Annotated in this window: 22 protein-coding genes; 15 read left to right on the forward strand and 7 right to left on the reverse strand. The window is 59.1% G+C overall.

All coding sequences use genetic code 11. The features are described from left to right. Positions 1 to 52 precede the first annotated feature (52 nt). The 4 genes from LGH74_RS20020 (at position 53) to LGH74_RS20035 (ending at position 3,379) form a co-directional block, all read left to right on the forward strand. The gene (locus tag LGH74_RS20020; RefSeq protein WP_226178749.1) at positions 53 to 1,501 is read left to right on the forward strand and encodes a DNA/RNA non-specific endonuclease; all 1,449 of its coding nucleotides are present in this window, start codon (positions 53 to 55) and stop codon (positions 1,499 to 1,501) included. Positions 1,502 to 1,542: 41 nt separating this feature from the next. Next, a complete protein-coding gene (locus LGH74_RS20025) occupies positions 1,543 to 2,178 on the forward strand; it encodes a DUF6896 domain-containing protein (RefSeq protein ID WP_226178751.1) in 636 nt (211 codons plus the stop codon). 98 nt (positions 2,179 to 2,276) lie between these two features. Next, positions 2,277 to 2,840, forward strand: coding sequence for a cupin domain-containing protein (locus LGH74_RS20030; protein WP_226178761.1), 564 nt, complete (start codon positions 2,277 to 2,279; stop codon positions 2,838 to 2,840). Positions 2,841 to 2,890: 50 nt separating this feature from the next. Next, positions 2,891 to 3,379, forward strand: a complete 489-nt coding sequence (locus LGH74_RS20035) for a nuclear transport factor 2 family protein (protein ID WP_226178764.1) — start codon at positions 2,891 to 2,893, stop codon at positions 3,377 to 3,379. Positions 3,380 to 3,390: 11 nt separating this feature from the next. Here LGH74_RS20035 and LGH74_RS20040 read toward each other — a convergent pair whose 3' ends face one another. Next, positions 3,391 to 4,584, reverse strand: coding sequence for a lactonase family protein (locus tag LGH74_RS20040; RefSeq protein ID WP_226178767.1), 1,194 nt, complete (start codon positions 4,582 to 4,584; stop codon positions 3,391 to 3,393). Between the two features lie 411 nt (positions 4,585 to 4,995). Between LGH74_RS20040 and LGH74_RS20045 the strand changes: the two genes are divergently transcribed. The 5 genes from LGH74_RS20045 (at position 4,996) to LGH74_RS20065 (ending at position 9,783) form a co-directional block, all read left to right on the forward strand. Beyond that, positions 4,996 to 5,349, forward strand: coding sequence for a DUF5713 family protein (locus LGH74_RS20045; RefSeq protein WP_226178770.1), 354 nt, complete (start codon positions 4,996 to 4,998; stop codon positions 5,347 to 5,349). A 125-nt stretch (positions 5,350 to 5,474) separates the two neighbouring features. Continuing rightward, on the forward strand, positions 5,475 to 5,912 hold the full coding sequence (locus LGH74_RS20050; protein ID WP_226178773.1) for a DUF4279 domain-containing protein: 438 nt from the start codon (positions 5,475 to 5,477) through the stop codon (positions 5,910 to 5,912). A gap of 162 nt (positions 5,913 to 6,074) precedes the next feature. Further along, positions 6,075 to 6,470 carry a hypothetical protein gene (locus tag LGH74_RS20055; RefSeq protein WP_226178775.1) on the forward strand — a complete coding sequence of 132 codons (396 nt, stop codon included), beginning with the start codon at positions 6,075 to 6,077 and terminating at the stop codon, positions 6,468 to 6,470. Positions 6,471 to 6,512: 42 nt separating this feature from the next. Next, the gene (locus LGH74_RS20060) at positions 6,513 to 8,810 is read left to right on the forward strand and encodes a GH92 family glycosyl hydrolase (RefSeq protein WP_226178779.1); all 2,298 of its coding nucleotides are present in this window, start codon (positions 6,513 to 6,515) and stop codon (positions 8,808 to 8,810) included. 484 nt (positions 8,811 to 9,294) lie between these two features. Continuing rightward, positions 9,295 to 9,783 (forward strand): hypothetical protein, encoded by a 489-nt coding sequence (locus tag LGH74_RS20065; protein WP_226178782.1) that lies wholly within the window; start codon positions 9,295 to 9,297, stop codon positions 9,781 to 9,783. 137 nt (positions 9,784 to 9,920) lie between these two features. On the opposite strand, the gene LGH74_RS20070 is transcribed toward LGH74_RS20065, so the two are convergent. Next, complete coding sequence (locus tag LGH74_RS20070) at positions 9,921 to 10,157, reverse strand: hypothetical protein (RefSeq protein ID WP_226178785.1); 237 nt, start codon at positions 10,155 to 10,157, stop codon at positions 9,921 to 9,923. A 249-nt stretch (positions 10,158 to 10,406) separates the two neighbouring features. On the opposite strand from LGH74_RS20070, the gene LGH74_RS20075 reads away from it, so the two are divergent. The 4 genes from LGH74_RS20075 (at position 10,407) to LGH74_RS20090 (ending at position 13,155) form a co-directional block, all read left to right on the forward strand. Beyond that, complete coding sequence (locus LGH74_RS20075; protein ID WP_226178787.1) at positions 10,407 to 11,681, forward strand: glycoside hydrolase family 2 TIM barrel-domain containing protein; 1,275 nt, start codon at positions 10,407 to 10,409, stop codon at positions 11,679 to 11,681. 106 nt (positions 11,682 to 11,787) lie between these two features. After that, the gene (locus LGH74_RS20080; RefSeq protein ID WP_226178790.1) at positions 11,788 to 12,108 is read left to right on the forward strand and encodes a hypothetical protein; all 321 of its coding nucleotides are present in this window, start codon (positions 11,788 to 11,790) and stop codon (positions 12,106 to 12,108) included. Positions 12,109 to 12,119: 11 nt separating this feature from the next. Next, positions 12,120 to 12,623 carry a GNAT family N-acetyltransferase gene (locus tag LGH74_RS20085; RefSeq protein WP_226178793.1) on the forward strand — a complete coding sequence of 168 codons (504 nt, stop codon included), beginning with the start codon at positions 12,120 to 12,122 and terminating at the stop codon, positions 12,621 to 12,623. Further along, the gene (locus tag LGH74_RS20090) at positions 12,616 to 13,155 is read left to right on the forward strand and encodes a GNAT family N-acetyltransferase (protein ID WP_226178796.1); all 540 of its coding nucleotides are present in this window, start codon (positions 12,616 to 12,618) and stop codon (positions 13,153 to 13,155) included. The genes LGH74_RS20085 and LGH74_RS20090 overlap by 8 nt, the downstream gene beginning before the upstream one ends. Before the next feature lie 234 nt (positions 13,156 to 13,389). Here the strand turns inward: LGH74_RS20090 and LGH74_RS20095 are convergent, their stop codons facing one another. From LGH74_RS20095 to rsmA, 5 genes are all read right to left on the reverse strand, one after another. Continuing rightward, complete coding sequence (locus LGH74_RS20095) at positions 13,390 to 14,145, reverse strand: slipin family protein (protein WP_226178799.1); 756 nt, start codon at positions 14,143 to 14,145, stop codon at positions 13,390 to 13,392. Positions 14,146 to 14,439: 294 nt separating this feature from the next. Further along, positions 14,440 to 15,333: a nuclease A inhibitor family protein gene (locus tag LGH74_RS25140; protein ID WP_348533003.1), complete on the reverse strand. Its 894-nt coding sequence runs from the start codon at positions 15,331 to 15,333 to the stop codon at positions 14,440 to 14,442. A 164-nt stretch (positions 15,334 to 15,497) separates the two neighbouring features. After that, positions 15,498 to 15,971 (reverse strand): transcription elongation factor GreA, encoded by a 474-nt coding sequence (greA, locus tag LGH74_RS20110; protein ID WP_226178802.1) that lies wholly within the window; start codon positions 15,969 to 15,971, stop codon positions 15,498 to 15,500. 102 nt (positions 15,972 to 16,073) lie between these two features. Further along, on the reverse strand, positions 16,074 to 17,081 hold the full coding sequence (locus tag LGH74_RS20115) for an NAD(P)-dependent oxidoreductase (RefSeq protein WP_226178805.1): 1,008 nt from the start codon (positions 17,079 to 17,081) through the stop codon (positions 16,074 to 16,076). 22 nt (positions 17,082 to 17,103) lie between these two features. Further along, positions 17,104 to 17,955 (reverse strand): 16S rRNA (adenine(1518)-N(6)/adenine(1519)-N(6))-dimethyltransferase RsmA, encoded by an 852-nt coding sequence (gene rsmA / locus LGH74_RS20120; RefSeq protein WP_226178808.1) that lies wholly within the window; start codon positions 17,953 to 17,955, stop codon positions 17,104 to 17,106. Positions 17,956 to 18,123: 168 nt separating this feature from the next. On the opposite strand from rsmA, the gene LGH74_RS20125 reads away from it, so the two are divergent. Both LGH74_RS20125 and pdxA read left to right on the forward strand, forming a co-directional pair. Then, complete coding sequence (locus LGH74_RS20125; RefSeq protein WP_226178811.1) at positions 18,124 to 19,578, forward strand: leucyl aminopeptidase family protein; 1,455 nt, start codon at positions 18,124 to 18,126, stop codon at positions 19,576 to 19,578. 144 nt (positions 19,579 to 19,722) lie between these two features. Then, on the forward strand, positions 19,723 to 20,784 hold the full coding sequence (gene pdxA / locus LGH74_RS20130) for a 4-hydroxythreonine-4-phosphate dehydrogenase PdxA (RefSeq protein WP_226178814.1): 1,062 nt from the start codon (positions 19,723 to 19,725) through the stop codon (positions 20,782 to 20,784). Positions 20,785 to 20,828: the final 44 nt, after the last annotated feature.

The following is a 20,828-nucleotide window of genomic DNA, read 5'->3' on the forward strand; positions in this document are numbered from 1 at the left end:
AATATGCGTCTCTACCCCGTTCTGCAACCTCACTCCTGCTTACCTTCGCCCCATGCCTCGCTTCCTGCTTCTGCTGCCCCTCACGCTGCTGGCCTGCTCCCAGCAGACGCCCGAAACCACTCGCCCCGCCTTGCCCGACGGGCCGCCGGCCATTCCGGTGCAGTCGGCGGGTGGAGTGGCCCAGAATGCCGGGCGCTTCCCCGAAACCTTCGAGGCGGGCAGCAAAGGCGCGTATTCGACGGCCGACGAAACGCTGGGCACCGGCAGCTGGCACTTCGAGGATGCGCTGATCGGCTCGGCTGAGGAAGATCACAAAAACGGGCAGCACGCGGCCCGGCTGCGCAACCAGGGCCGGCTGCGCATGAACTTCGACGCCCCGGCCGGGGTGGGCCGCATCCGGGTGAAAGCCGCCGCCTATGGCTCTGATGGGGCCAGCACCTGGGAGCTGTGGGGCAGTGTGGATGCGGGCCGCACGTTCCGCCGCATCGGGCAGCCGGTACGCACCCAGGGCCCGCGCCTGGTGATAAATACCTTCGAAGGCGGCACTACCGGTCCGCTGCGCCTGGAAATCCGCAAAACCGGGGGCAGCGGCCGGCTCAATATTGACGATGTGACGCTGGAAACGGCTGCCGGCAGCGCCGTGGCGGGCAGCAATGCTGGGGCGGCCCCGGCCACCGGTTCTGCCCCAGCCAACACCTCATTGCCGCCGGCCACCACCGGCCAGGCCACGGCCGTAGTGACCAGCCGCGACGACAACATGGCCCTGGGCAACCCCAGCGGCGCCACCGCCAGCCCCGACAACCTGACCAACTTTCTCATCACTAAGCCCCAGTTCAGCATTGGTTACAATGCCCTGCGTGGCACGCCGGCCTGGGTGAGCTGGCACCTGAATCGGGCCTGGATGGGCTCGGCCCCACGCCAGGACGACTTCCGGCCCGACCCCGCCCTGCCCCGGCAGTTCTACGCCGTGACGCCCCGCAGCTACGCCAGCTCGGGCTTCGACAAGGGTCACAATTGCCCCTCGGCCGACCGCACCACTGACCTCGACGACAACTCGGCCACGTTCCTGATGACCAACATGATTCCGCAGGCACCCAACAACAACCAGCGCACCTGGAGCAGCCTCGAAGAATGGGGCCGCACGCAGGTGAGCCGGGGCCAGGAAATCTACGTCATCATGGGCTGCTACGGCAAAGGCGGCACCGGCGCGAAAGGCTTTGCCACCACCCTCGACGGCGGCCACATAACGGTGCCGGCCCGGGTCTGGAAAGTGCTGGTCATTCTGCCCGAAGGCTCCGACGACCTGCGGCGCATTCCGACCCAGGCCCGCATCCTGGCCATCGACACGCCCAACGACAACGGCGTGAGTGCCGACTGGAGCCAGTACCGCGTTTCGGTAGATGCCATTGAAAGCGCCACCGGCCTAGACTTGCTCAGCAAGCTGCCCGTAGAGGTGCAGGCCCGCCTGGAAGCCCAAGTGGACAAGGGTCCGACGCGGTAAGCCGGATGCAGGAACGCTATTCCTTACCTGACACCGGAATCTTGCCCCAGCCTGAAGAACTGGTTGAACTGCTGCGGGAATACCGAGAGGTGGGCATCAGATACACTGCTCTGCCAGACGGATACCTGGATGCGCTTGCCGATACACTGGAATATCACACGTTCATGCACTGGCTAGCAGCATCCGGAGGGGTCATTATCATCACGCCAGCCGTTTCCACCCAGAGTATCATAGCCCGTAAAGACGCCATCTATGACTGCGCTAAGGAGTTTCGGCGGCAGGCCATTTACCTAATAGGCTTGCTATATGACACCTTTGAAATTCCCCAAAATCAACGCAACGACTTACAGAGCTTATGGCTTATCAAAGGGACGCAACCGCAGGGACAAGTCAACAGGGAATGGCGGTATTACTTTCATGGCTATGAATGCCGATTTGAAAATACCAAGACCCGTCAGGTAGTCGAAGCAGTTATTATTAACTGCCCGGAATTTGGGTGCCTGACTGCGTTCTTTTTTTTGGAATACATCAACACGACTAAGCAGTTTATCGAGCTACGTCAATGGTTCGACAACAAAGAATCAAATGCCACAAAGGCACTTACCATTCTGGGGAAACAAGGCGTTCTGAAACAGTTGGCTTCGGCGCGGGACGACCGGAATCTGTTTGCCGATTAAAGCCAACTGGTGTGGCGTTGGGTCGTCTGTTAATAAACGGAAAGCCCTATATTTAGAGAAGCCCGCCGCTCCCGGCTCCACCTCTAACCGCTATGGCTATGCAGCGCCGCACCTTCATCCGGACTTCCCTGGCCGCCCTTCCCCTGGCTGCCACGTTTCCCACCCGGCCCCAGCTGGCTAGTCGGCCTGCCAAGGGCTTTAAGATACCGGCCGGGGAAGGACGCTACCACGGGCACATGCAGCTGAAAGGCGTCAATCAGAACGTGCTGGACGTGAAGGTATCGGGCAAGGATACCAACGGCGACCTGGCTATTTTCGAGCAAACCAGCCTTTCGCCGGGCCGGGGCACGCCGCTGCACATTCACCCCCACCAGGACGAAATCTTTACGGTGCTCGACGGGGAGTATGCCTTTCAGGTGGGCGAGGATAAGCATCGCCTCCGCACCGGCGACAGTATCTTCCTGCCCCGGCAGGTGCCCCACGCCTGGACGCAGGTGAGTGCCAGAGGCAAAATGCAGGTGACGCTGCAGCCCGCCGGCAAGCTCGAGGAGTTTTTCGTGACGATGGCCGCGCTGAAAACCGAGCCCACGCCGGCGGAAGTGGCCCGCCTCTTTGCCGCCCACGACATGAGCGTGGTGGGTCCGCCGCTGAAGATAGACTAACTCCCGCCTTTTGCCGGGCTATTGCTGCCTACGCTTTTACTGCCCTACCTATGCGTTGCCCGCTGCCTGCCATCCTGCTGCTGACTGCTACCCTGGCCTGCTCCACCACGCGGCCGGCGGCCGGCCCGGCAGTTTCCGCCGCCCCGGTGTCGCCGGAGCTGTATGCTACCATTGCCCGTCAGGATAGCGCCATGTTTGCCGCCTTCAACCACCACGACCTGAGCCAGCTGCAAACGTTCTTTGCCGAAGACCTGGAGTTCTACCACGACAAGGGCGGGCTGGCGAACTACGCCCAAACGATGGAAGGCTTCCGGCGCTTGTTTGAGCAGAACAAAACTACCGGCCTCAACCGCCAGCTCGTGGCCGGCACCCTGGAAGTATACCCCATCAAAGACTACGGCGCCGTCGAAACCTACCAGCACCGCTTCTGCCACCAGGAAAACGGCCACGACGACTGCGGCACTTTCAAGAATATGATGGTGTGGCGCCTGCGCGACGGGCAGTGGAAAGTGACGCGGGTCGTCAGCTACGGCCACTGAAGCCGGCAGAATTACCTCGCCGTAAAATCGGGCAGCAGGCGCAGGCACACCGGCGCGGGCACCTGAGCCGAATGACCCGTAGGCGTAAGCTGGCCCGTTTTGGCGTCGACGTGAAAGGAAAAGATACTGTTGGAGTTCTGATTGGCCACCAGCAGCAGGCGGCCGTCGGGTGAGAGGGTGAAGTTGCGCGGCGTTTTACCCTGGGTACTTACGTGCTGCACAAACCCAAGCCGGCCGCTGCCCGCCTCCACGGCCAGCACCACCAGGCTGTCGTGCCCCCGGTTGGAGGCGTACACGAAGCGGCCGTCGGGCGACACGTGAATATCGGCGCAGGCATTGGCCCCGGCAAAGTCGGCCGGCAATGTGGGCACGCTATGCAGGGCCGTAAACGTGCCCTGCGCCGCATCGTACGCCAGGGCCGTGACGGTGGAATTCAGCTCGTTGACCACGTAGGCCCAGCGGCCATTGGGGTGAAACGCTAGATGGCGCGGCCCCGCCCCCGGCTGCGCCACGAAGGCAACCTTACCCGGCAACTGCGGCAGGCCCGTTTCGGCGCTCAGGGCATAGCTCAGAATCTGGTCGTTACCCAGGTCCACGGCCAGGGCGTAGCGGCCCGCCGGGTCGGGCAGGATGCAGTGAGCGTGGGCGCGGTCCTGATTTTTGTGCGGCCCCGCACCTTGGTGCTGATCCACTACCACGGCCGGAGCCAGCGCCCCGTCCGGCTGCACCGGCAACGCGCTGATGGTACCGCCAAAATAGTTGGCCACCAGCAGGCCCCGGCCATTGGGCGTGAGACTCACGTAGCACGGCCCCGCGCCCTCGGAAGTCTGCTCGTTGAGTAAGCTCAACGCGCCGCTGCGCTGGTCGAGGCCAAAAGCCCGCACCGAGCCCGTAGCGCGCCCCTGAAACTCCAGCGTGGCATTGACGGCGTAGAGGAATCGGTGGTCGGTGCTTAGCGTCAGGAAACCGGGCTTTACTCCGCCCCGAAAGCCGGCCACGCGGGTAAGGGCGCCGGTGCTGGGGTGCAGGCGGCAGAGAAAAATATTGTCCTGCTCGGGCGGCCCGTAGGTACCGATGTAGAGCAGCAATTCCCGTTCGGCGCGGCCCGGGCGGCCCGCCACGCAGGCGGCCAGCAGCGGCCCGGCGGCCAGGAAAGCGGCGCGTTGCAGGAAGGCGCGGCGGGTACTGATGGAATTCGGAAGCATAGCAAAGCCAGTAGCAGGAGCCGCCAAGATACGGAAGCAGCCGAGTGCAACACCCGATGCTGCCAGGCAGACAATGGCAATTGTCACCCGATTAGCAGGCATTGTCACGAGGACAATAGGCATTGTCACGAGGACAGCGGCCATTGACACGAGGACAATAAGCATTGACGCTTGGTCACTGCTCAATGTCACCAGGGCAACGGCCATTGTCGCTAGGGCAGCAGCCATTGACACTTGGTCAAACCCTATTGTCACTCGGTCATTAGGCATTGACACGAAGTCAGCGGCCATTGTCACCAGGGTAGCACGCATTGACACAAGGTCAGCAGCCCCTGTCACTGTCGCTGTCCGAGGCGCTACGGAGGAAAAAGTCGTTACTTGAGCGCTAATACTCACTTCACAAAACCCCGCATGGCCCAGCAGCAAGCCCAGCTTCAGAACGAAGCCGCCCGGACGTATTCGTTCCTGGCCGAGATGTACCAGGACTCCTACTTCCCCAACAACCTCGTCGACAAGGGCAAGGCCATCCTGGTAGCGCTGTGCTTCGATATCGAGCAGCAGCAGCCTAAGGATCTGGAGGAGCTCTACGCCCTCACCCACGCTGCCACCGAGGAGTTCAACGACCTACAGGAAGAGTTCTGGGAAGCCAACAGCGAAATCGAAACCGCCGCCCGCGACTGTATTGCCGTGGATTTCGACTTTGTAGCCAAGGCGTATGGCTTTGAGGCCGATATGGAAGAGCTGACGGCTACGCGGGACTGGTGAGGGATTCATCGGGCCAAGCAACCCTAGTAATCAGCTAATCGGCGTGCATGTCACTCTTACGAAATGCACGAATCTTCCTGCTTAAAACTACCGCGCGAATCGGTCAACAAAGCCCCCGACAGAGTATGAGCGCCTCTCAATCTTACGTTTATTTTAGTTTACAAGGCGCAGACTTTGACCCGGATGAAGTCACTACGCGCTTGGGAATAACGCCTACCAAAACCTGGCGCAAAGGCGACCAGAAATCCTACGGAATTCCGCGTCAGAACACTGCTTGGATCTGGGAAACTGCCCGAGGTACTGAGCCTATCTGGATTAATACCCTTGTTGATGAAGTACTAAGCACTTTCGAAGCCAAGGCAGATATTATCATGGAACTGAAACATACGCTTCAGCTGGAGTCCATGCTGTGCATCATTCTCTATATCGATAGAAATGAAGACGAATCCACTCCCTCGGTAGGACACGACCTTCGGACCATCAGCTTCTTATACCATACCCAGACCACTACTGACATCGATATGTATCATTACAACTCAGCTGAAAACGAACTTACCTCTTAGCCTCCTACTTGTAGAAACTCCGGCAGCCACTCGGCCCATACGTTGAGGAGAATACTTTCCTAAAACGATTTAGCAACCCCCAAAGGCGACTTATCCGGTCTTCTTTCCTGCCTCACTGTCTTCAACCCCGAAGCTGATGCAACGAAAGTTATAGTCCTTGACATGCCCGCTGGAGAACAGATTACTATTAGCGCAGCGGATGCCGAAATAGTAGCAGCTAGCTTGGCTATTCTTGTGACTGAAACGCAACACTGTTTTGCCTTCCGGTTATCGAAAGGCACTCATGAAATAGCTATTGAGCTACTAAAAAACGGGCAATATATTTTCGTAAGCCTTATAGTTGACCAACTGGAATACCCTATTGAACATATGGAGTTTTACATGCAGGAAACGAAAACCGAGATACTGCAGGAAGCGTGGGCAATGACCGAATTGCTTTACACCCATGAAACCCGGTTCGCGCGTGCAGTGAAAGGCAGTGCATCTAAGCTGGCGCTTGAAGTGCTGCGAGAAGGTAGCTGGACTCAGTTCGGCTACTTCAATACTGCTAAAACGTAGCGCCTTTCCTACCTTCCCAGCTTCAACGCCCTATCGAAGCTGATGAAACTCTCGTTCCTTCTCGCCCCACTCCTGCTGGCCGCCCCCGCCGCCTTGGCCCAGAAAGCCCCGGCCGCCGAAAACCTCGTGCAGTACGCCCGGCCCATCATCGGCACCCAGAAGATGGGCCACACCTACCCCGGCGCTACCGTGCCCTTCGGCATGGTGCAGCTCTCCCCCGATACCGACACGCTGCTCTACGCCAAGGACGGCAAGTACAACCCCGACATCTACCGCTACTGCGCCGGCTACCAGTACGACGACCCCACCATTGTGGGCTTCAGCCACACCCACTTCAGCGGTACCGGCCACTCCGACCTCGGCGACTTCCTGGTGATGCCCACCACCGGCCCGCTGCAGCTCAATCCCGGCACCGCTCAAAAGCCCGAATCCGGCTTCCGCTCCCGCTTTTCCCACCAGAACGAAACCGCCGAGCCAGCCTACTACAAGGTCAAGCTCGACGACCACAACATCGGCGTCGAGCTGACGGCTACTACGCGGGTGGGCATGCACCAGTACACGTTTCCGAAGTCCGACCAGGCCCACATTATCCTCGATTTGATGGCCGGCATCTACAACTACGAGGACAAGAACACCTGGACCTACGTGCGCGTCGTCAACGATTCGCTCATTACCGGCTACCGCCAAACCAACGGCTGGGCCCGCACCCGCACGCTGTACTTCGCCATGGCCTTTTCCAAGCCGTTCAAGCAGTACGGCTACCGTAATTATTCCAAAAAGCAGGTCTACCGCGGGTTCTGGGGCAAGTTCGACCAGGCCCACAACTTCCCCGAAATGGCCGGCGAGCAGCTGCGCGCCTACTTCGACTTCAATACTCAGGAAGGCGAGAAAATCAAGGTAAAACTGGCCCTCTCGCCCGTCAGCCAGGAAGGCGCGGTGGCCAACATGCAAGCTGAACTGCCGGGCTGGAACTTCGAGCAAACCAAGGCGCAAAGCCAAGCCCTCTGGCAGCAGGAATTGAGCAAAGTCACGATTCAGAGCCCCAAGAAGGACGACAAAATCAACTTCTACACGGCCCTCTACCACACCTTCCTGGGCCCCACCGTGTACCAGGACGCCGACGGGCAGTACCGGGGCATCGACCAGAACAACCATAAAGCAGAAGGCTTCACCAACTACACCACCTTCTCGCTCTGGGACACCTACCGTGCCCTGCACCCGCTCTTCAACCTGGTGCAGCCCCAGCGCAACGCCGACATGGTGCAAAGCATGCTAGCCCACTACAGCCAGAGCCCCGAGCACATGCTGCCCGTATGGAGCCACCACGCCAACGAAAACTGGTGCATGATTGGCTACCACAGCGTCTCGGTCATTGCCGATGCCGTGCTCAAGGGTAATGCCACCTTCGACGCCAACAAGGCCCTGGACGCCTGCGTAGCCACTGCCCGCCACGATTCCTACGACGGTGTGGGCTTCTACCGGCAGTTGGGCTTTGTGCCCGAAGACAAAAACTCGTCTTCCGTCAGCAAGACCCTGGAATACGCCTACGACGACTGGTGCATTGCCCAGATGGCTCAGAAGCTCGGCCGCCAGGATATCCACCAGGAGTTCAGCCAGCGGGCCCAGAACTACAAAAACGTGTACGATGCCCGCATCGGTTTCATGCGCCCCCGCCTCGCCGACGGCTCGTTCCGTAAGGAATTCGACGTGCTCAGCACCAACAACCAGGGCTATATCGAGGGCAACTCCTGGAACTACAGCCTCTACGTGCCCCAGGACCCGAAGGCCCTGATCCAGCTTATGGGCGGCTCGAAGCGCTTTACCGAGCACCTCGACTCGCTCTTTACCATGCACCTGCCCGATAAGTTCTTCGCCGAAACCGAGGATATCACCCGCGACGGTATCATCGGCAACTACGTGCACGGCAACGAGCCCGCCCACCACGCGGCCTACCTCTACAACTGGACCGACCAGCCCTGGAAAACCCAGCAGCGGGTGCGCATGATTCTGCCCAAAATGTACCGCCCCACCCCCGACGGCCTCGGCGGCAACGACGACTGCGGGCAGATGTCGGCCTGGTACATCTTCTCGGCCCTGGGCTTCTACCCCGTGGCCCCCGGCTCAACGGAATACGCCCTGGGCAGCCCCGCCATCCACGGTGCCACGATGACCCTCGAAAGCGGCAAGACTTTCCGCATCACGGTCAAAAACCAGAGCGACAAAAATGTGTATGTAAAGGAAGCCCGGCTAAATGGGCAAAAGCTGACCCGGCCGTTTCTCCAGCACCAGGACATTGTAAAAGGTGGTGAGTTGGTGTTTACGATGGGCGGAAAGCCGTAATAGATAAGTTTATACCTGTAGGTAAGTGTAATTGGGAAATGAAGAAGTATCTTTTATTGTATGCTGTAGTCGTATCTGGCATTTGGCTCTTTCATGTGCTGGATTATACATATGCAACCAAGTCGAAAAGCCCTTTTTATGTCACTCGCTTCTCAGGCAAGAGGTTTGTGCGGTTCCAGGGTGAAAATGTGACGCATATTGAAGATGAATATGAATATAATGGCAGCTCATCGTATCGAGTAAATGCCAGTTTGAATACTATCGACATGGAGTCATTCCATCGAATCAGCAATGAACATGTGGCTGATGTTCAGTATAGAGATAAGAACTATTCGTATACCATTCATGATGGTGAGGAAAAGTATATAATCAGGACAAAGCTCCAGTAGTTGATTCACTCGTTGGCGCGGGTTAATTATTTCGCGCCAGTGAGGGAGCTTCCAAACTTACTTATCCTCGTTAACCCTCATTCTATTCTATCCGGATGCCCAAGCGCTGCTTACTGCTATTTCTTATTCCCTTGCTAGCCGGCTGTACCGCCCAGGATTCGCTGCGGAAACAACCCGTTGCCGTGCGGGAGGCCTATTGGCCCCTAGATACCACCGTAGCCCGTACCGACACGGTTTTCCGCGGCCCCGACTTGTACCGGGTCACGATTACGACGCGCAGCCTAAACGACAGCGCGGCGACGTACAAAGCCACCGATGACGCCGGGGAGCTGCTAATTCACGCCCACCAAGTGGTTTCGCAGGTTACGATTTACAAGGATGGTGAGCCCCTAACCCAGGCCGCCTTTACCAACGCGCTTTTCCGGGGGCATGACCCGGAGCTGATACTCGCCAATACCTCCTTTACGACCCGGCAAAACAGGGAATTCCTGTTCAGCGTTGAAGCCTGCGTGCCTGACTCCGATATCTGCGAAAAAGCCCAAGTAGCTCTAAACTCTGCCGGCCGCATCAAGGTCAGGCACTAGCAAACGGCGGGCAGAGCAACAGGCAATTAACCACTGGCCCCACCCCTCCTACTGGCGCGAGTTATTACCCACAAAAAAACCTCACCCGAGCCCGCTAAGGCTGGAATGAGGTTTTTTCATTGTAGAGCGAATAATGCCTACAGATCAGAGTTGAAGTTTGGGGCGCTGACGCCCTTGTTCTTGTTGCGGTTGTAGAGGTAAGCTGCGCCGGCGGCCAGCAGCGCGCCGGTAACCAGCTTGCGGCCGGAGCCTCCGGTTCGGGCGGCAGTGCCATAGTTGCCAGTAGTGGGGTTTACGGCGTTTCTGCCGCCAAACAGGCCCGATAGCAGGCCACCTAGAGTACCGCTCGGGCGGTCAGAACCAAAGATGCTCATGATTGACAGGGGAATATGGTGGAGGCTATGTTACGCAACGCGGGGCAGCGTGGTTGCTCCGGCGGGCAGCTGCCGCAGAATACCGGTAGCTCTTACCATCGTAGCGACTTTACCCGGTAATCAACCGAAATAGTAGCGTCCAAATTGCGCTGTTTGACGCGGTAGCTCTTACCATCGGCAGCAGTTATTAAGGAATGCTGACCTACTGAATTAACTGTTAATTTGGCGCCCTGACCCTATTCTCACTCTATGAAAGCCTACGTCCTGCTCTCCTTCCTGGCCCTGACCACTGCTGCCCAGGCCCAGACTGGCCCCGTTAAAGTCGAAGTAAAGCAAACCGCTGGCCGCTACGAGCTGCGGCGCGGCGGCCAGCCTTACTTCATCAAGGGCGCGGGCGGCGGGCAGTTTCCCGAGCGAGTGCGGGCTTATGGCGGTAACTCCCTACGCACCTGGGACACGCGCAGCGCCGACCAAGTGCTGGCCGAAGCCAACAAAAATGGCCTCACCGTGATGCTGGGCCTCGACGTAGCCCGGGAGCGGCACGGCTTCGACTACAACAACCCCGAAGCCGTGGCCGCCCAGCTGCAAAAGGTGAAGGCCGAGGTGCTTAAGTACAAAGACAATCCGGCGGTGCTGTTCTGGGGCATCGGCAACGAGCTGAACCTGGAGTACACCAACCCCAAGGTGTGGGACGCCGTGCAGCAGATTGCCCAGATGATTCACGAGGTAGACCCCAATCACCCTACCAGCACCGTGCTGGCCGGCCTCAACCAAAAGGAAGTGGATCTGATAAAAGCCAAGTGCCCGGCCGTGGATATTCTGAGCATCAACACCTACGCCGGGCTGGCCGAAATACCCCAGCAGGTGCGCAAAACCGGCTGGGCGGGCCCCTACGTGGTGGCCGAATGGGGCCCCACCGGCCACTGGGAAAGCCCCGTCACGCCCTGGAAAGCCTCGGTGGAGGAAACCAGCAGCCAGAAAGCCGCCGTGTATCAGAGCCGCTACGAGGCCTCCGTGGCGAAAGACAAAACTCAGTGCCTGGGCACCTACGTGTTTTTGTGGGGCCAGAAACAGGAGCGCACCCCCACCTGGTACGGTATCTTCACCGAAGACGGTAAGGAGTCGGAAGTGGTGGACGTGATGCAGTACCTCTGGAGCGGGCAGTGGCCCAAAAACCGCGCCCCGCACCTGGCCAGCTTTACGCTGAATGGGAAGAAAGCCACCGACAACGTGCAGTTGCTACCCGGCCAGAGCGTACCCGCCGTAGCCACCGTCGCGGACCCCGATAAGGACCCGCTCACCTACCGCTACGAGCTGCTGCCCGAAAGCACCGACCTGAAAACCGGCGGCGACCGGGAAACGCGCCCCACTGCCATTCCCGGCCTGATTCCGGCCGGCGCCAAGGGCCAGACAACGCTGAAGGCGCCGGCAAAAGAAGGCGCTTACCGGCTGTTTGTGTATGCCTATGATAGCCAAGACAACGTGGCTACGGCCAATATTCCGTTTTATGTGCAGGGGAAGTAAGCCTTGGTGTAGGTGCCAGGTGAAATCCGGATGAGAATCTTGTCTGTATAAAATGTAATTCGATAGAATGGGCACCGAGTCATTTAACGAAGCATTCTGCACCTTTTTGGAGTCACACCTGGAAAGAACTTTTGCTGATGCTGACCGCAAGGAAATCAAGGGACTTTGGTGCGACGGAATTTTAATGCCGTTGCCAGAAAGCCAACTGACGAAAAAGGCGGTAAATGACACTAGACAGATAGTTACTAAAGCTTTTATCGGCCATTCCGACACCAGCACTTACTCACTTATTATCGACTTCGGCAAGTTTTCTCTCAGACGGTATGCCAAAGGCACAAGCTTGGTTGATTGTGTTCCAAGTGCAGAATCTATGGATTGGATTAGCATCGATATTGACAACCAACTCATAAGAATTCAGCTTAAATAAGTCGTAGATCTATGTCTTTCACCCTCCGCCCCTGGCAGCCCACCGACCTGCCCAACCTGGTTCAGTACGCCAATAACCCCGAAATTGCCCGGTTCATGACCGACCAGTTTCCCCATCCTTTCACCGAAGAAAAAGCCCAGGGCTTCATTGCCTTTGCCGGCAGCCACACGCCCCAGCGCGTGTTTGCCATTGAGGTAGACGGGCAGGCGGCGGGCGGCATCGGTATTCATCCCCAGACCGATATTCAGTGCAAAAATGCCGAGCTGGGCTACTGGTTGGCTCAGCCGTTCTGGGGCCGGGGCATCGTTACGGAAGCCATCCGGCAGGTCGTGGCCTACGGCTTCGCCACGTTCGACATTACCCGCATCTTCGCCCGGCCCTACGGCACCAATATCGGCTCCCAGCGCGCCCTGGAAAAGGCTGGTTTCGTGCTGGAAGGCCGCTTTGCTCAGACGCTCTTCAAGAACGGCGAGTTTCTGGATGAGTTGGTATACGCCGTGCGCCGCCATGCGTAACCTCGAAACCCCGCGCCTGCTGCTGCGCCCCATGCAGCCCGACGACGCGCCCGGTATCCTGGCCCTCGACTCCGACCCGCAGGTGCTGCGCTACGTGCCCGGCAAGCTGCTGAGCACGCTGGACGAAGCAGCGGAAGTGGTGCAGTACGTGCGCCGGCAATACGAGCAAAATGGTGTGGGCCGCTGGGCCGTGGTGCGCCGCGACACGCAGGAGTTTATTGGCTGGTGCGGCATCAAGCTCATGAATGACCACGTGGTAAATGGCCGCACCAACTACCACGACATCGGCTACCGGCTGCTGCCGAAGCACTGGGGCCAGGGCTACGCCTCCGAAGCCGCCCGAGGCAGCCTCGATTACGCCTTCCAGGAAATGAAGCTGCCCGAAATTCACGCTACCGCCATGCAGGACAATCTGGCTTCCTGCCGGATTCTGGAGCGGCTGGGGCTGGAAAAGCAGCAGGAGTTTGTGCAGGATGATGCCGTGTGGAATTGGTATACGAAGCTCAACGAGGCCACCCGAAAATCCGGCTAATGTTGTTTCTTCTGTCATCCTCTCCATCTGTCATCCTGAATGGAGCGAAGCGGATTGAAGGAACTTCCTCACCTATCCCACCGAGGTTTGTACCACCCCCTAAAGCCCTTTACCGCGCCGACGGTAAAGGGCTTTTTCACGTTGAATCAGGCGTACCACTGAGGTGAGGAAGGTCTTCGTGGGACGCACGCCAGATGAAGCATGACAGCCGGAAAAAGATAATAGCCGCAACAATTACATCTTGCCGGCCAGCTGAGTCAGGCTTTTGGCGGCGCTGGTAAACTCCGAGGGCACCATTACGATAGTCGTGGTATTGTTGTCGATACCGATTTCGGAGAGCATCTGCATGCGGCGCAGCTCCAGGGCAATAGGGCTTTCCTCCATTTGCCGGGCACCCTGCGTGAGCTTGATGCTGGCTTCGAGCTCGGCTTCGGCTTTGATGATGCGGGCCCGTTTTTCCCGGATGGCTTCGGCCTCCCGCGCCATGGCCCGCTGCATGGATTCGGGGATTTCTACGTCCTTGATTTCTACCATCTCAATCTTGACGCCCCAGGTTTCGGTGGCCGCATCCACCAGGTTTTGCAGCGTAGCATTGATCTGCTGCCGGTCTTTGAGCACGCCGTCGAGCGGGTGCTGCCCGATGATATTGCGCAGGGCCGTGACGGAGAGTTGGTACACGGCCTGGTTGAAGTTGGCCACCTTGATAATGGCGCTGGCCGGGTCCACGACCCGAAACCAGAGCACAGCGTTTACCTTAATTGTAACGCTGTCTTTGGTAATGGTTTCCTGCTGCTCCAGGTCCACGGTTTTGGTGCGGATGTCAATGGTTTGCTGCCGCTCAATGAACGGAATAATCCAGTAGAGGCCGGGGCCGCGGGTGCCCACGAAGCGGCCCAGCCGAAACACAATAGCCCGCTCATATTCCTGCGCGATACGCAGGCCCAGCAGCAAAAAGACAACGATGACGAGTACAATAGAAAGCAGTGACATGGCGACGAATGAGTAAAAGAGAAACCAACTGTGCTGGTGAGTTAGCCAGCAGCACCCGCCGTGCCAATGGGTTTTCTGCCCCCGTACTTACCAGTCATTTCACCCCTGGCTGCTTTTAAACCCTGATTCAGCCGGTTATTCTTTTTTTCGTGCGCCTCAAGCCCGCCCGCTACCCTATCGTTTTGGGGTGGTCCGTTAGTCGTTTTGGTAGTATGCTCCAACAGTTCAGCCCCAAAGCAATGCGCCCGGCTCTGGGTAGAACCGGGCGCGTAACGCTGGTCATTAGATGAAAAATCAGGTTTCGGTCAGCACGGTTTTGAAGCCGGCCAGCTTACCGTCACTCGTGCGGCCCAGCGCGTAGGCCTGCACCTGCGGCCCCTCACCCATGCGGTACACTTTGGTTTCGTCCAGGTCCTGCTTCATAAACATCTGCAGGGCCTTGTAGCGGTTGGCCAGCGCCGGATTTTCCAGAATACCATCGTCGGCCGTGTGGTTGCGCAGGAAGTGCAGCAAATCCACAGTTGCAACCTTGGTACCGGCCGGCTGGCCCGTGAGCTGCAGCAGGGTGGCATCGGTGAGGGCCCCACCGGGCGCCTCGTAGCTCACCACCGTCAGCGGCGCTTCCGACTCACTCATGAACTTCAGGTCCTTGGTCAGCTGCTGGAGCTGTTGCGAAACCGGGTCGGTAGCGACGGCGCTGGCCGGAGCAGTTTCGTTGCTTTCGGTGGTTTCGCGCTCAGCTTTGCTGGCAAGCGGCTTCACCCCCCGGCTATCCGGCTGCGAGGTACTGGCTGCCGGCACTTTGGCGTTGATGGCCGCCGCCAGCTCGTTCATGCGTTGGTCTTCCACCTTTATTTTGGGGTTGGCAAAGTTCATATCCGACACCTTGTTCATCGGAATCAGGTGAATGTGGGCGTGGGGCACCTCCAGGCCGATAACGGCCACTCCGATGCGCCGGCAGGTCACGGCTTCCTTCACGCCCTTGGCCACGCGCTGGGCAAACAGGTGCAGCGCCGCCAGCTCCTCGGGGGCCATGTCAAAGATATAGTCGACCTCACGCTTGGGAATCACCAGCGTATGGCCTTCCACCAGCGGCGTAATGTCCAGAAAAGCCAGGTGGTGCTCGTCCTCGGCGACTTTAAAAGCGGGCAGCTCGCCCGAAATAATGCGGGAAAAGATGGAAGGCATGTGTGATTCAGTGAAATGGTGAGTTAGTGAGTGGGATTTTAGCGCAACGAAACTACTGAGCCAAAGTACGGGGCAAAACGCAAAAGGGCGAAGCCGTCGGCTTCGCCCTTTCAAGAATACCGGAAATGGCAACTCACTACGTCACCATTTCACTAACTCACTTCCTAGCGGCTCACTTCCAGAATCTGGAACTGGAGCTTGCCGGCGGGCACGATGATTTCGGCCGTGTCACCGGCCGACTTACCGAGCAGGCCTTTGCCGATGGGCGACTTCACGGAAATCTTGCCGGCGGCCAGGTTGGCTTCTTCCTCGGCCACGAGCAGGTAGTCGAGCACCATGTTGTTCTTCAGATTCTTGAGCTTCACCTTACTCAGAATCAACACTTTGGTCACGTCCATGTTGGTGTCGTCGATGAGGCGGGCGTTGCCCATCACTTCTTCCAACTTGGCTATTTTCAGCTCCAGCAGACCTTGCGCGTCTTTGGCGGCGTCGTATTCGGCATTTTCGCTCAGGTCGCCTTTGTCGCGGGCTTCGCGCAGGTCTTCAGCTGCTTTGGCCCGGCCGCGGATTTTGAGGTCCTGCAGCTCGTCTTTGAGCTTCTGCAGGCCTTCAGGGGTATAGTAATTAACGGATGCCATGGCGGTGGGATGGTTTGCTAAAAAACAAGGAGAACGGTCGGCGAAGCCAACCGTTCTCCGAAACAGGTTTGAGACAAATATACGAATCCGGCGCAATACCCGCTAGTCCCTGGCCGGCGGGTTGCGCAAAAACTCTCCGATTTTGTGGGCCAGTACCTCGTTTATGCGCCGGTACGACTGTTGACTCCAGCCCCCAATATGGGGCGTAAACGACACATTGGGCGAGGCTTTGAGAAAATCTAAGGTGGCCTGCTGAGCGTCGGTGAGCGTAGCCAGCTTTTCGTTTTCGAGCACGTCGAGGGCCGCGCCCCGCACCTGCCCGCTCTGCAGGCCGCGCACTAGGGCCGCGTGGTCGAGCACCTCGCCCCGGGCCGTGTTCAGCAGCCAGATGGGGTTGCGGAAACCACTCAGCAGCTCGTCGTTTACGAATTCCTTATTGGCCGCTACATAGGGAATATGCACGCTCAGCACCTCGGCCCGCTCCTGCAATTCCTGCAGTGACACCAAGATGGCGTTATGGTCGCCTTCGTGGTCAGGGTTGATGTCGTAGGCCAGCACCGTGCAGCCGAAGCTGCTCAGACGCTTGGCAAAAGCCGCCCCCATGTGGCCGTAGCCCAGAATGCCCACCACTTTGCCGCCCAGTTCCTCGCCCCGGTTGGCCTCGCGCTGCCACACACCCTGCCGCACCTCGTGGTCGGCCCGCACGATGTTGCGCAGCATTGCCAGCAGCAAACCCAGCGTAAACTCGCCCACCGCGTCGCGGTTGCCCTCCGGCGCGTTCAGCAGCGTTACGCCCGCCGAGGCCAGCGCCGCTTCATCAATATTATCGACGCCGGCCCCGGCCCGGGCCACGTAGCGCAGGTGTGGGCCGTGGGCCAGCAGTTCGGCGTTTATCCGCAGCTTGCTGCGCACGATGAGCCCGTTATAGGGCTGCGCGGCCAGCACGGCGGGTATTTCAGCGGCTTTCAGATCGGGGCGGTAGTGCAGCACAATGCCCAGCGGCACAAGCAACTCGGGCAGCGAGGGGTGCATTTCATCCACGCAGAGGCACAGGGACTTATTCTGTGGCAAACCACTCGGGTTCTGGGCGGGCAAAGCAGATTCACTCATCCTAGCAGGGGGTTAGCGACGCTTATTCTTCTTCGTCAGCAACTTCTTTTACACGTCTGGATTTGGCATTATTGACCGTAGGCGGGGCCACCACGCGGTGCTGCTCCACGTGCTTAGTCAGGGCCACGAAATCGGCCACGCTCAGCTGCTCGGCGCGCTTCTCGAAAATCGGCTCGATGGTAGCCTCTACCGGCATGCCGAAGGGCTTCAGGGCGTTGCGCAGGGTTTTGCGGCGGGTCTGGAAGGCCTGCTTCACCACCTTAAAAAACAGCTTCTCGTCGCAGTCGAGCTGCGCGGTGGCGTTGCGGGTGAGGCGGATGACGGCCGACTGCACCTTGGGCGGCGGAATAAAGACGTGGGGCGGCACCGTAAACAGCATTTCGACGGTGTAAAAGGCCTGCAGCAGCACGCTCAGAATACCGTAGGTTTTGGAGCCCGGCGGCTCGGCAATCCGGTCGGCCACTTCCTTCTGAATCATGCCCACCACCTCGCGCACCTGCTGCCGGTGCGTGAGCACCTGGAAGAAAATCTGGCTGCTGATGTTATAGGGAAAGTTGCCGATAATGGCCAGCGGCTTGTCAGGAAACAGCGTGTTGAGGTCCTGCTTCAGAAAGTCGGAGGAAATGATGCGCCCCTCCAGCTCGGGGAAGTTGCGGCCCAGGTACGCCACCGATTCCCGGTCAATTTCCACCACCGTGGTCTGGTATTCGGGGTGCTTGAGCAAGTCGCCGGTCAGCACGCCCATCCCGGGCCCGATTTCCAGGACCTCCGTTACGCCGTCGGGCAGGCGCAACGATTCCACGATGTGCCGCGCAATGTTGGGGTCGGCCAGAAAGTGCTGTCCTAAGTGTTTTTTGGGGCTAACGTGGTCCATAGTGTTCTTAAAAGCTGCAAATGAAGAGCAAAAGAGGGAATTGAAGGCCGGAGCACAATTTTGGTCGACTGCAAAGCCAGCAACGGCCGTTCTTGCCGCGTATACCTTACTTCTACGCAAGGCTGCCTACCTTGCGCGCCCTAACTCGCCCCAAAGATACGCCCGTCCATGTCGATTCAACTAGCCACCGCCGCCGAGCTTCCCCAGCACGCCACGGCCGTTTTCCTGCTGCCCGCCGGCACCAAGGAGCTTCCCCAGTCACTGCAGGACCTGCACGCCACTGCCCGCCAGTACGTTGCCGATCAGTTGGCCGCCGACAGCAAGCTTATCACAGTTAACCACTTTTCGCACCAGCACTACTTTGTTGTAGCGGCTGATAAGCCCACCTCCGACCTCGTGGCCGAAGCCGTGCGCAAAAGTGCCCACCAGCTGCACGCCCAGCTCAAGGCCGCTAAAGTAGCCGAGCTCTACGTGCAGGATTTGTCGGGCCACGCCAGCGCGGCACTCACGCTGGCCCTGGTGGAAGGCCTGGCTTTGACGGCCTACCAGTTTGAAGGCTACAAAACCGACGAGAAGTCGAAGGAAGCCGCCAAGCTGACGCGCATTGCCGTAGTTGGCGGCGCCTCCGATAAGGAACTGCAGGAACTGGATGGCGTGCTGCAGGGCGTATTCCTGGCCCGCGACCTGGTCAACGCGCCCCTGAACAAGCTCAACGCTGTGCAGTTTGCCGAGCGCATGGCCGCGGCCGGGGAGGAAGTTGGCTACCACACCGAAATTCTGGATCTAGTCCGCATCGAAGCCCTGCGCATGGGCGGCTTGTTGGCCGTGAATCAGGGCAGCCCCGAGCCGCCCACGTTTACCATCATGGAGTGGAAGCCAGAGGGCGCCACCAACAGCAAGCCCTATGTGCTGGTCGGCAAAGGCGTGGTATTCGACACCGGCGGCCTGAGTCTGAAGCCTACCCCGGCTTCGATGGACATGATGAAGTGCGACATGGCGGGCGGCGCGGCCGTTACGGGTGTACTGTATGCGCTGGCCAAAAACAATGTGCCGCTGCACGTCATCGGCCTAGTGCCCGCCACCGACAACCGCCCCGGCGGCCTGGCCTTTGCCCCCGGCGACGTGCTGACGATGTACAGCGGCCTGACCGTGGAAGTGCTCAACACCGACGCCGAAGGCCGCCTGATTCTGGCCGATGCGCTGGCGTTTGCCAAAAAATACGAGCCCGAAATGGTGTTCGACATTGCCACCCTCACCGGCTCGGCCGCCCGCGCCATCGGCAAGGAAGGCATCGTAGCCATGGGCACGGCCACCGAAGACCAGATGGCCGCCCTCAAAAAGGCCGGTAACCGCGTGCACGAGCGGGTGGTCGAATTTCCGATGTGGGAGGAATACGCTGACCATATCAAATCCGACATTGCCGATATCAACAACCTGGGCAAGGCCGAAGCCGGTGCCATTTCGGCCGGTAAGTTCTTGGAGCGTTTCGCCGTGGGCTACCCTTGGGTGCACCTCGATATTGCCGGCCCTGCCTTCCTTACCGCCCCCGACTCCTACCGCGGCAAAGGCGGCACCGGCACCACCGTGCGCCTGCTCTATGACTTTTTGAAAAGTCAGCAGTAGCCGTTCGTCATTCCGGGCTTGCCGAGGAATTTCGCGGGCTGACGTCTGATTGGTAATCCAAAGACGCCACGCGAGATTCCTCGGCAAGCCCGGGATGACGTTCTGTTTAACACAGTACCTACGCTTTTTCCAAGCACCACGCATATGACTCCTCTTCCCCGCCTCGGTATTTCAGTCGGCGACCTGGCCGGTATCGGTCCGGAAATTATTTACAAGACCCTGCTGGACAGCCGCCTGCTCAAATACTGCACGCCGGTGGTATATGGCACGGCCACGGTGCTCTTCGACGACTTTCCGGCCGACAACCAGCACAGCGCGCCCCTCACCTTCCGTCAGGTGCGCTCGGCCGCGGATATTGACCCGGGCAAGCCCAACGCCGTAACCTGCTGGGACGAGGACTACACGCTCACGCCCGGTCAGCCCTCGGAGGCTTCCGGCCGCGCCGCCCGTGAGTCGCTGCTAGCCGCCGCCCGCGACCTGAAAGCCGGCCTGCTCGACGGCCTCGTTACGGCGCCTATCAGCAAGGAGAATACCCAATCCGACGAGTTCCGCTACCCCGGTCACACCGAGTTTCTGACCAGCTTTTTCGACGCGCCAGAAAGCCTGATGCTGCTGGCCAGCGACGAGCTGCGCGTGGCCACCGCCACCGGCCATATTCCGCTGAAAGATGTGCCCACCCGCCTCACCAAAGAGCTGCTCAACACCAAGCTACGTATTCTGCTTAAGTCGCTTAAGCAGGATTTTGGCATCGATAAGCCCCGCGTGGCCGTGCTGGGCCTCAACCCGCACGCCGGCGAAAATGGGCTGCTGGGCACCGAGGAAGCCGATGTGGTGACGCCCGTTATTGAGCGGCTGCTTAGCGAAGGTCACCTCGTGTATGGCCCCTACCCCGCCGATGGTTACTTCGGCACCGCCCAGTTTAAAAAGTTCGATGCTACTCTGGCCTTGTACCACGACCAGGGCCTGATTCCGTTCAAAACCATTGCCTTCGAGCGGGGCGTCAACTTCACGGCGGGCCTGTCTGTCATTCGTACTTCCCCCGACCACGGCACGGCCTACGGGCTGGCCGGGCAGTTCAAGGCCGATGAAACCTCGTTCCGCGAGGCGCTCTACATGGCCTGCGACCTGATCCGGCAGCGGCAGCTATACGCCGGGCTCAAGCCTCTCGTTCCTGGCCCAGCTCCCCGGGGTGGCCGCACCGAGTAAGTCAAGCAGTTTCGGTTTGGATTACTTTCTTTCCAAAATCGAAA

Source organism: Hymenobacter lucidus, assembly GCF_020447265.1.
Taxonomy (GTDB): Bacteria; Bacteroidota; Bacteroidia; order Cytophagales; family Hymenobacteraceae; genus Hymenobacter; species Hymenobacter lucidus.

Coding starts and splice junctions, on each gene's coding strand:
- LGH74_RS20040 (WP_226178767.1), bottom strand. CDS start 4,584: ATGCTTCCGAATTCCATCAGTACCCGCCGCGCCTTCCTGCAACGCGCC.
- LGH74_RS20035 (WP_226178764.1), top strand. CDS start 2,891: ATGCGTTGCCCGCTGCCTGCCATCCTGCTGCTGACTGCTACCCTGGCC.
- rsmA (WP_226178808.1), bottom strand. CDS start 17,955: ATGGACCACGTTAGCCCCAAAAAACACTTAGGACAGCACTTTCTGGCC.
- LGH74_RS20045 (WP_226178770.1), top strand. CDS start 4,996: ATGGCCCAGCAGCAAGCCCAGCTTCAGAACGAAGCCGCCCGGACGTAT.
- LGH74_RS20030 (WP_226178761.1), top strand. CDS start 2,277: ATGCAGCGCCGCACCTTCATCCGGACTTCCCTGGCCGCCCTTCCCCTG.
- LGH74_RS20055 (WP_226178775.1), top strand. CDS start 6,075: ATGCCCGCTGGAGAACAGATTACTATTAGCGCAGCGGATGCCGAAATA.
- LGH74_RS20095 (WP_226178799.1), bottom strand. CDS start 14,145: ATGTCACTGCTTTCTATTGTACTCGTCATCGTTGTCTTTTTGCTGCTG.
- LGH74_RS20115 (WP_226178805.1), bottom strand. CDS start 17,081: ATGAGTGAATCTGCTTTGCCCGCCCAGAACCCGAGTGGTTTGCCACAG.
- LGH74_RS20090 (WP_226178796.1), top strand. CDS start 12,616: ATGCGTAACCTCGAAACCCCGCGCCTGCTGCTGCGCCCCATGCAGCCC.
- LGH74_RS20065 (WP_226178782.1), top strand. CDS start 9,295: ATGCCCAAGCGCTGCTTACTGCTATTTCTTATTCCCTTGCTAGCCGGC.
- LGH74_RS20060 (WP_226178779.1), top strand. CDS start 6,513: ATGAAACTCTCGTTCCTTCTCGCCCCACTCCTGCTGGCCGCCCCCGCC.
- LGH74_RS20020 (WP_226178749.1), top strand. CDS start 53: ATGCCTCGCTTCCTGCTTCTGCTGCCCCTCACGCTGCTGGCCTGCTCC.
- pdxA (WP_226178814.1), top strand. CDS start 19,723: ATGACTCCTCTTCCCCGCCTCGGTATTTCAGTCGGCGACCTGGCCGGT.
- LGH74_RS20050 (WP_226178773.1), top strand. CDS start 5,475: ATGAGCGCCTCTCAATCTTACGTTTATTTTAGTTTACAAGGCGCAGAC.
- LGH74_RS20125 (WP_226178811.1), top strand. CDS start 18,124: ATGTCGATTCAACTAGCCACCGCCGCCGAGCTTCCCCAGCACGCCACG.
- LGH74_RS20075 (WP_226178787.1), top strand. CDS start 10,407: ATGAAAGCCTACGTCCTGCTCTCCTTCCTGGCCCTGACCACTGCTGCC.
- LGH74_RS20085 (WP_226178793.1), top strand. CDS start 12,120: ATGTCTTTCACCCTCCGCCCCTGGCAGCCCACCGACCTGCCCAACCTG.
- LGH74_RS20070 (WP_226178785.1), bottom strand. CDS start 10,157: ATGAGCATCTTTGGTTCTGACCGCCCGAGCGGTACTCTAGGTGGCCTG.
- greA (WP_226178802.1), bottom strand. CDS start 15,971: ATGGCATCCGTTAATTACTATACCCCTGAAGGCCTGCAGAAGCTCAAA.
- LGH74_RS25140 (WP_348533003.1), bottom strand. CDS start 15,333: ATGCCTTCCATCTTTTCCCGCATTATTTCGGGCGAGCTGCCCGCTTTT.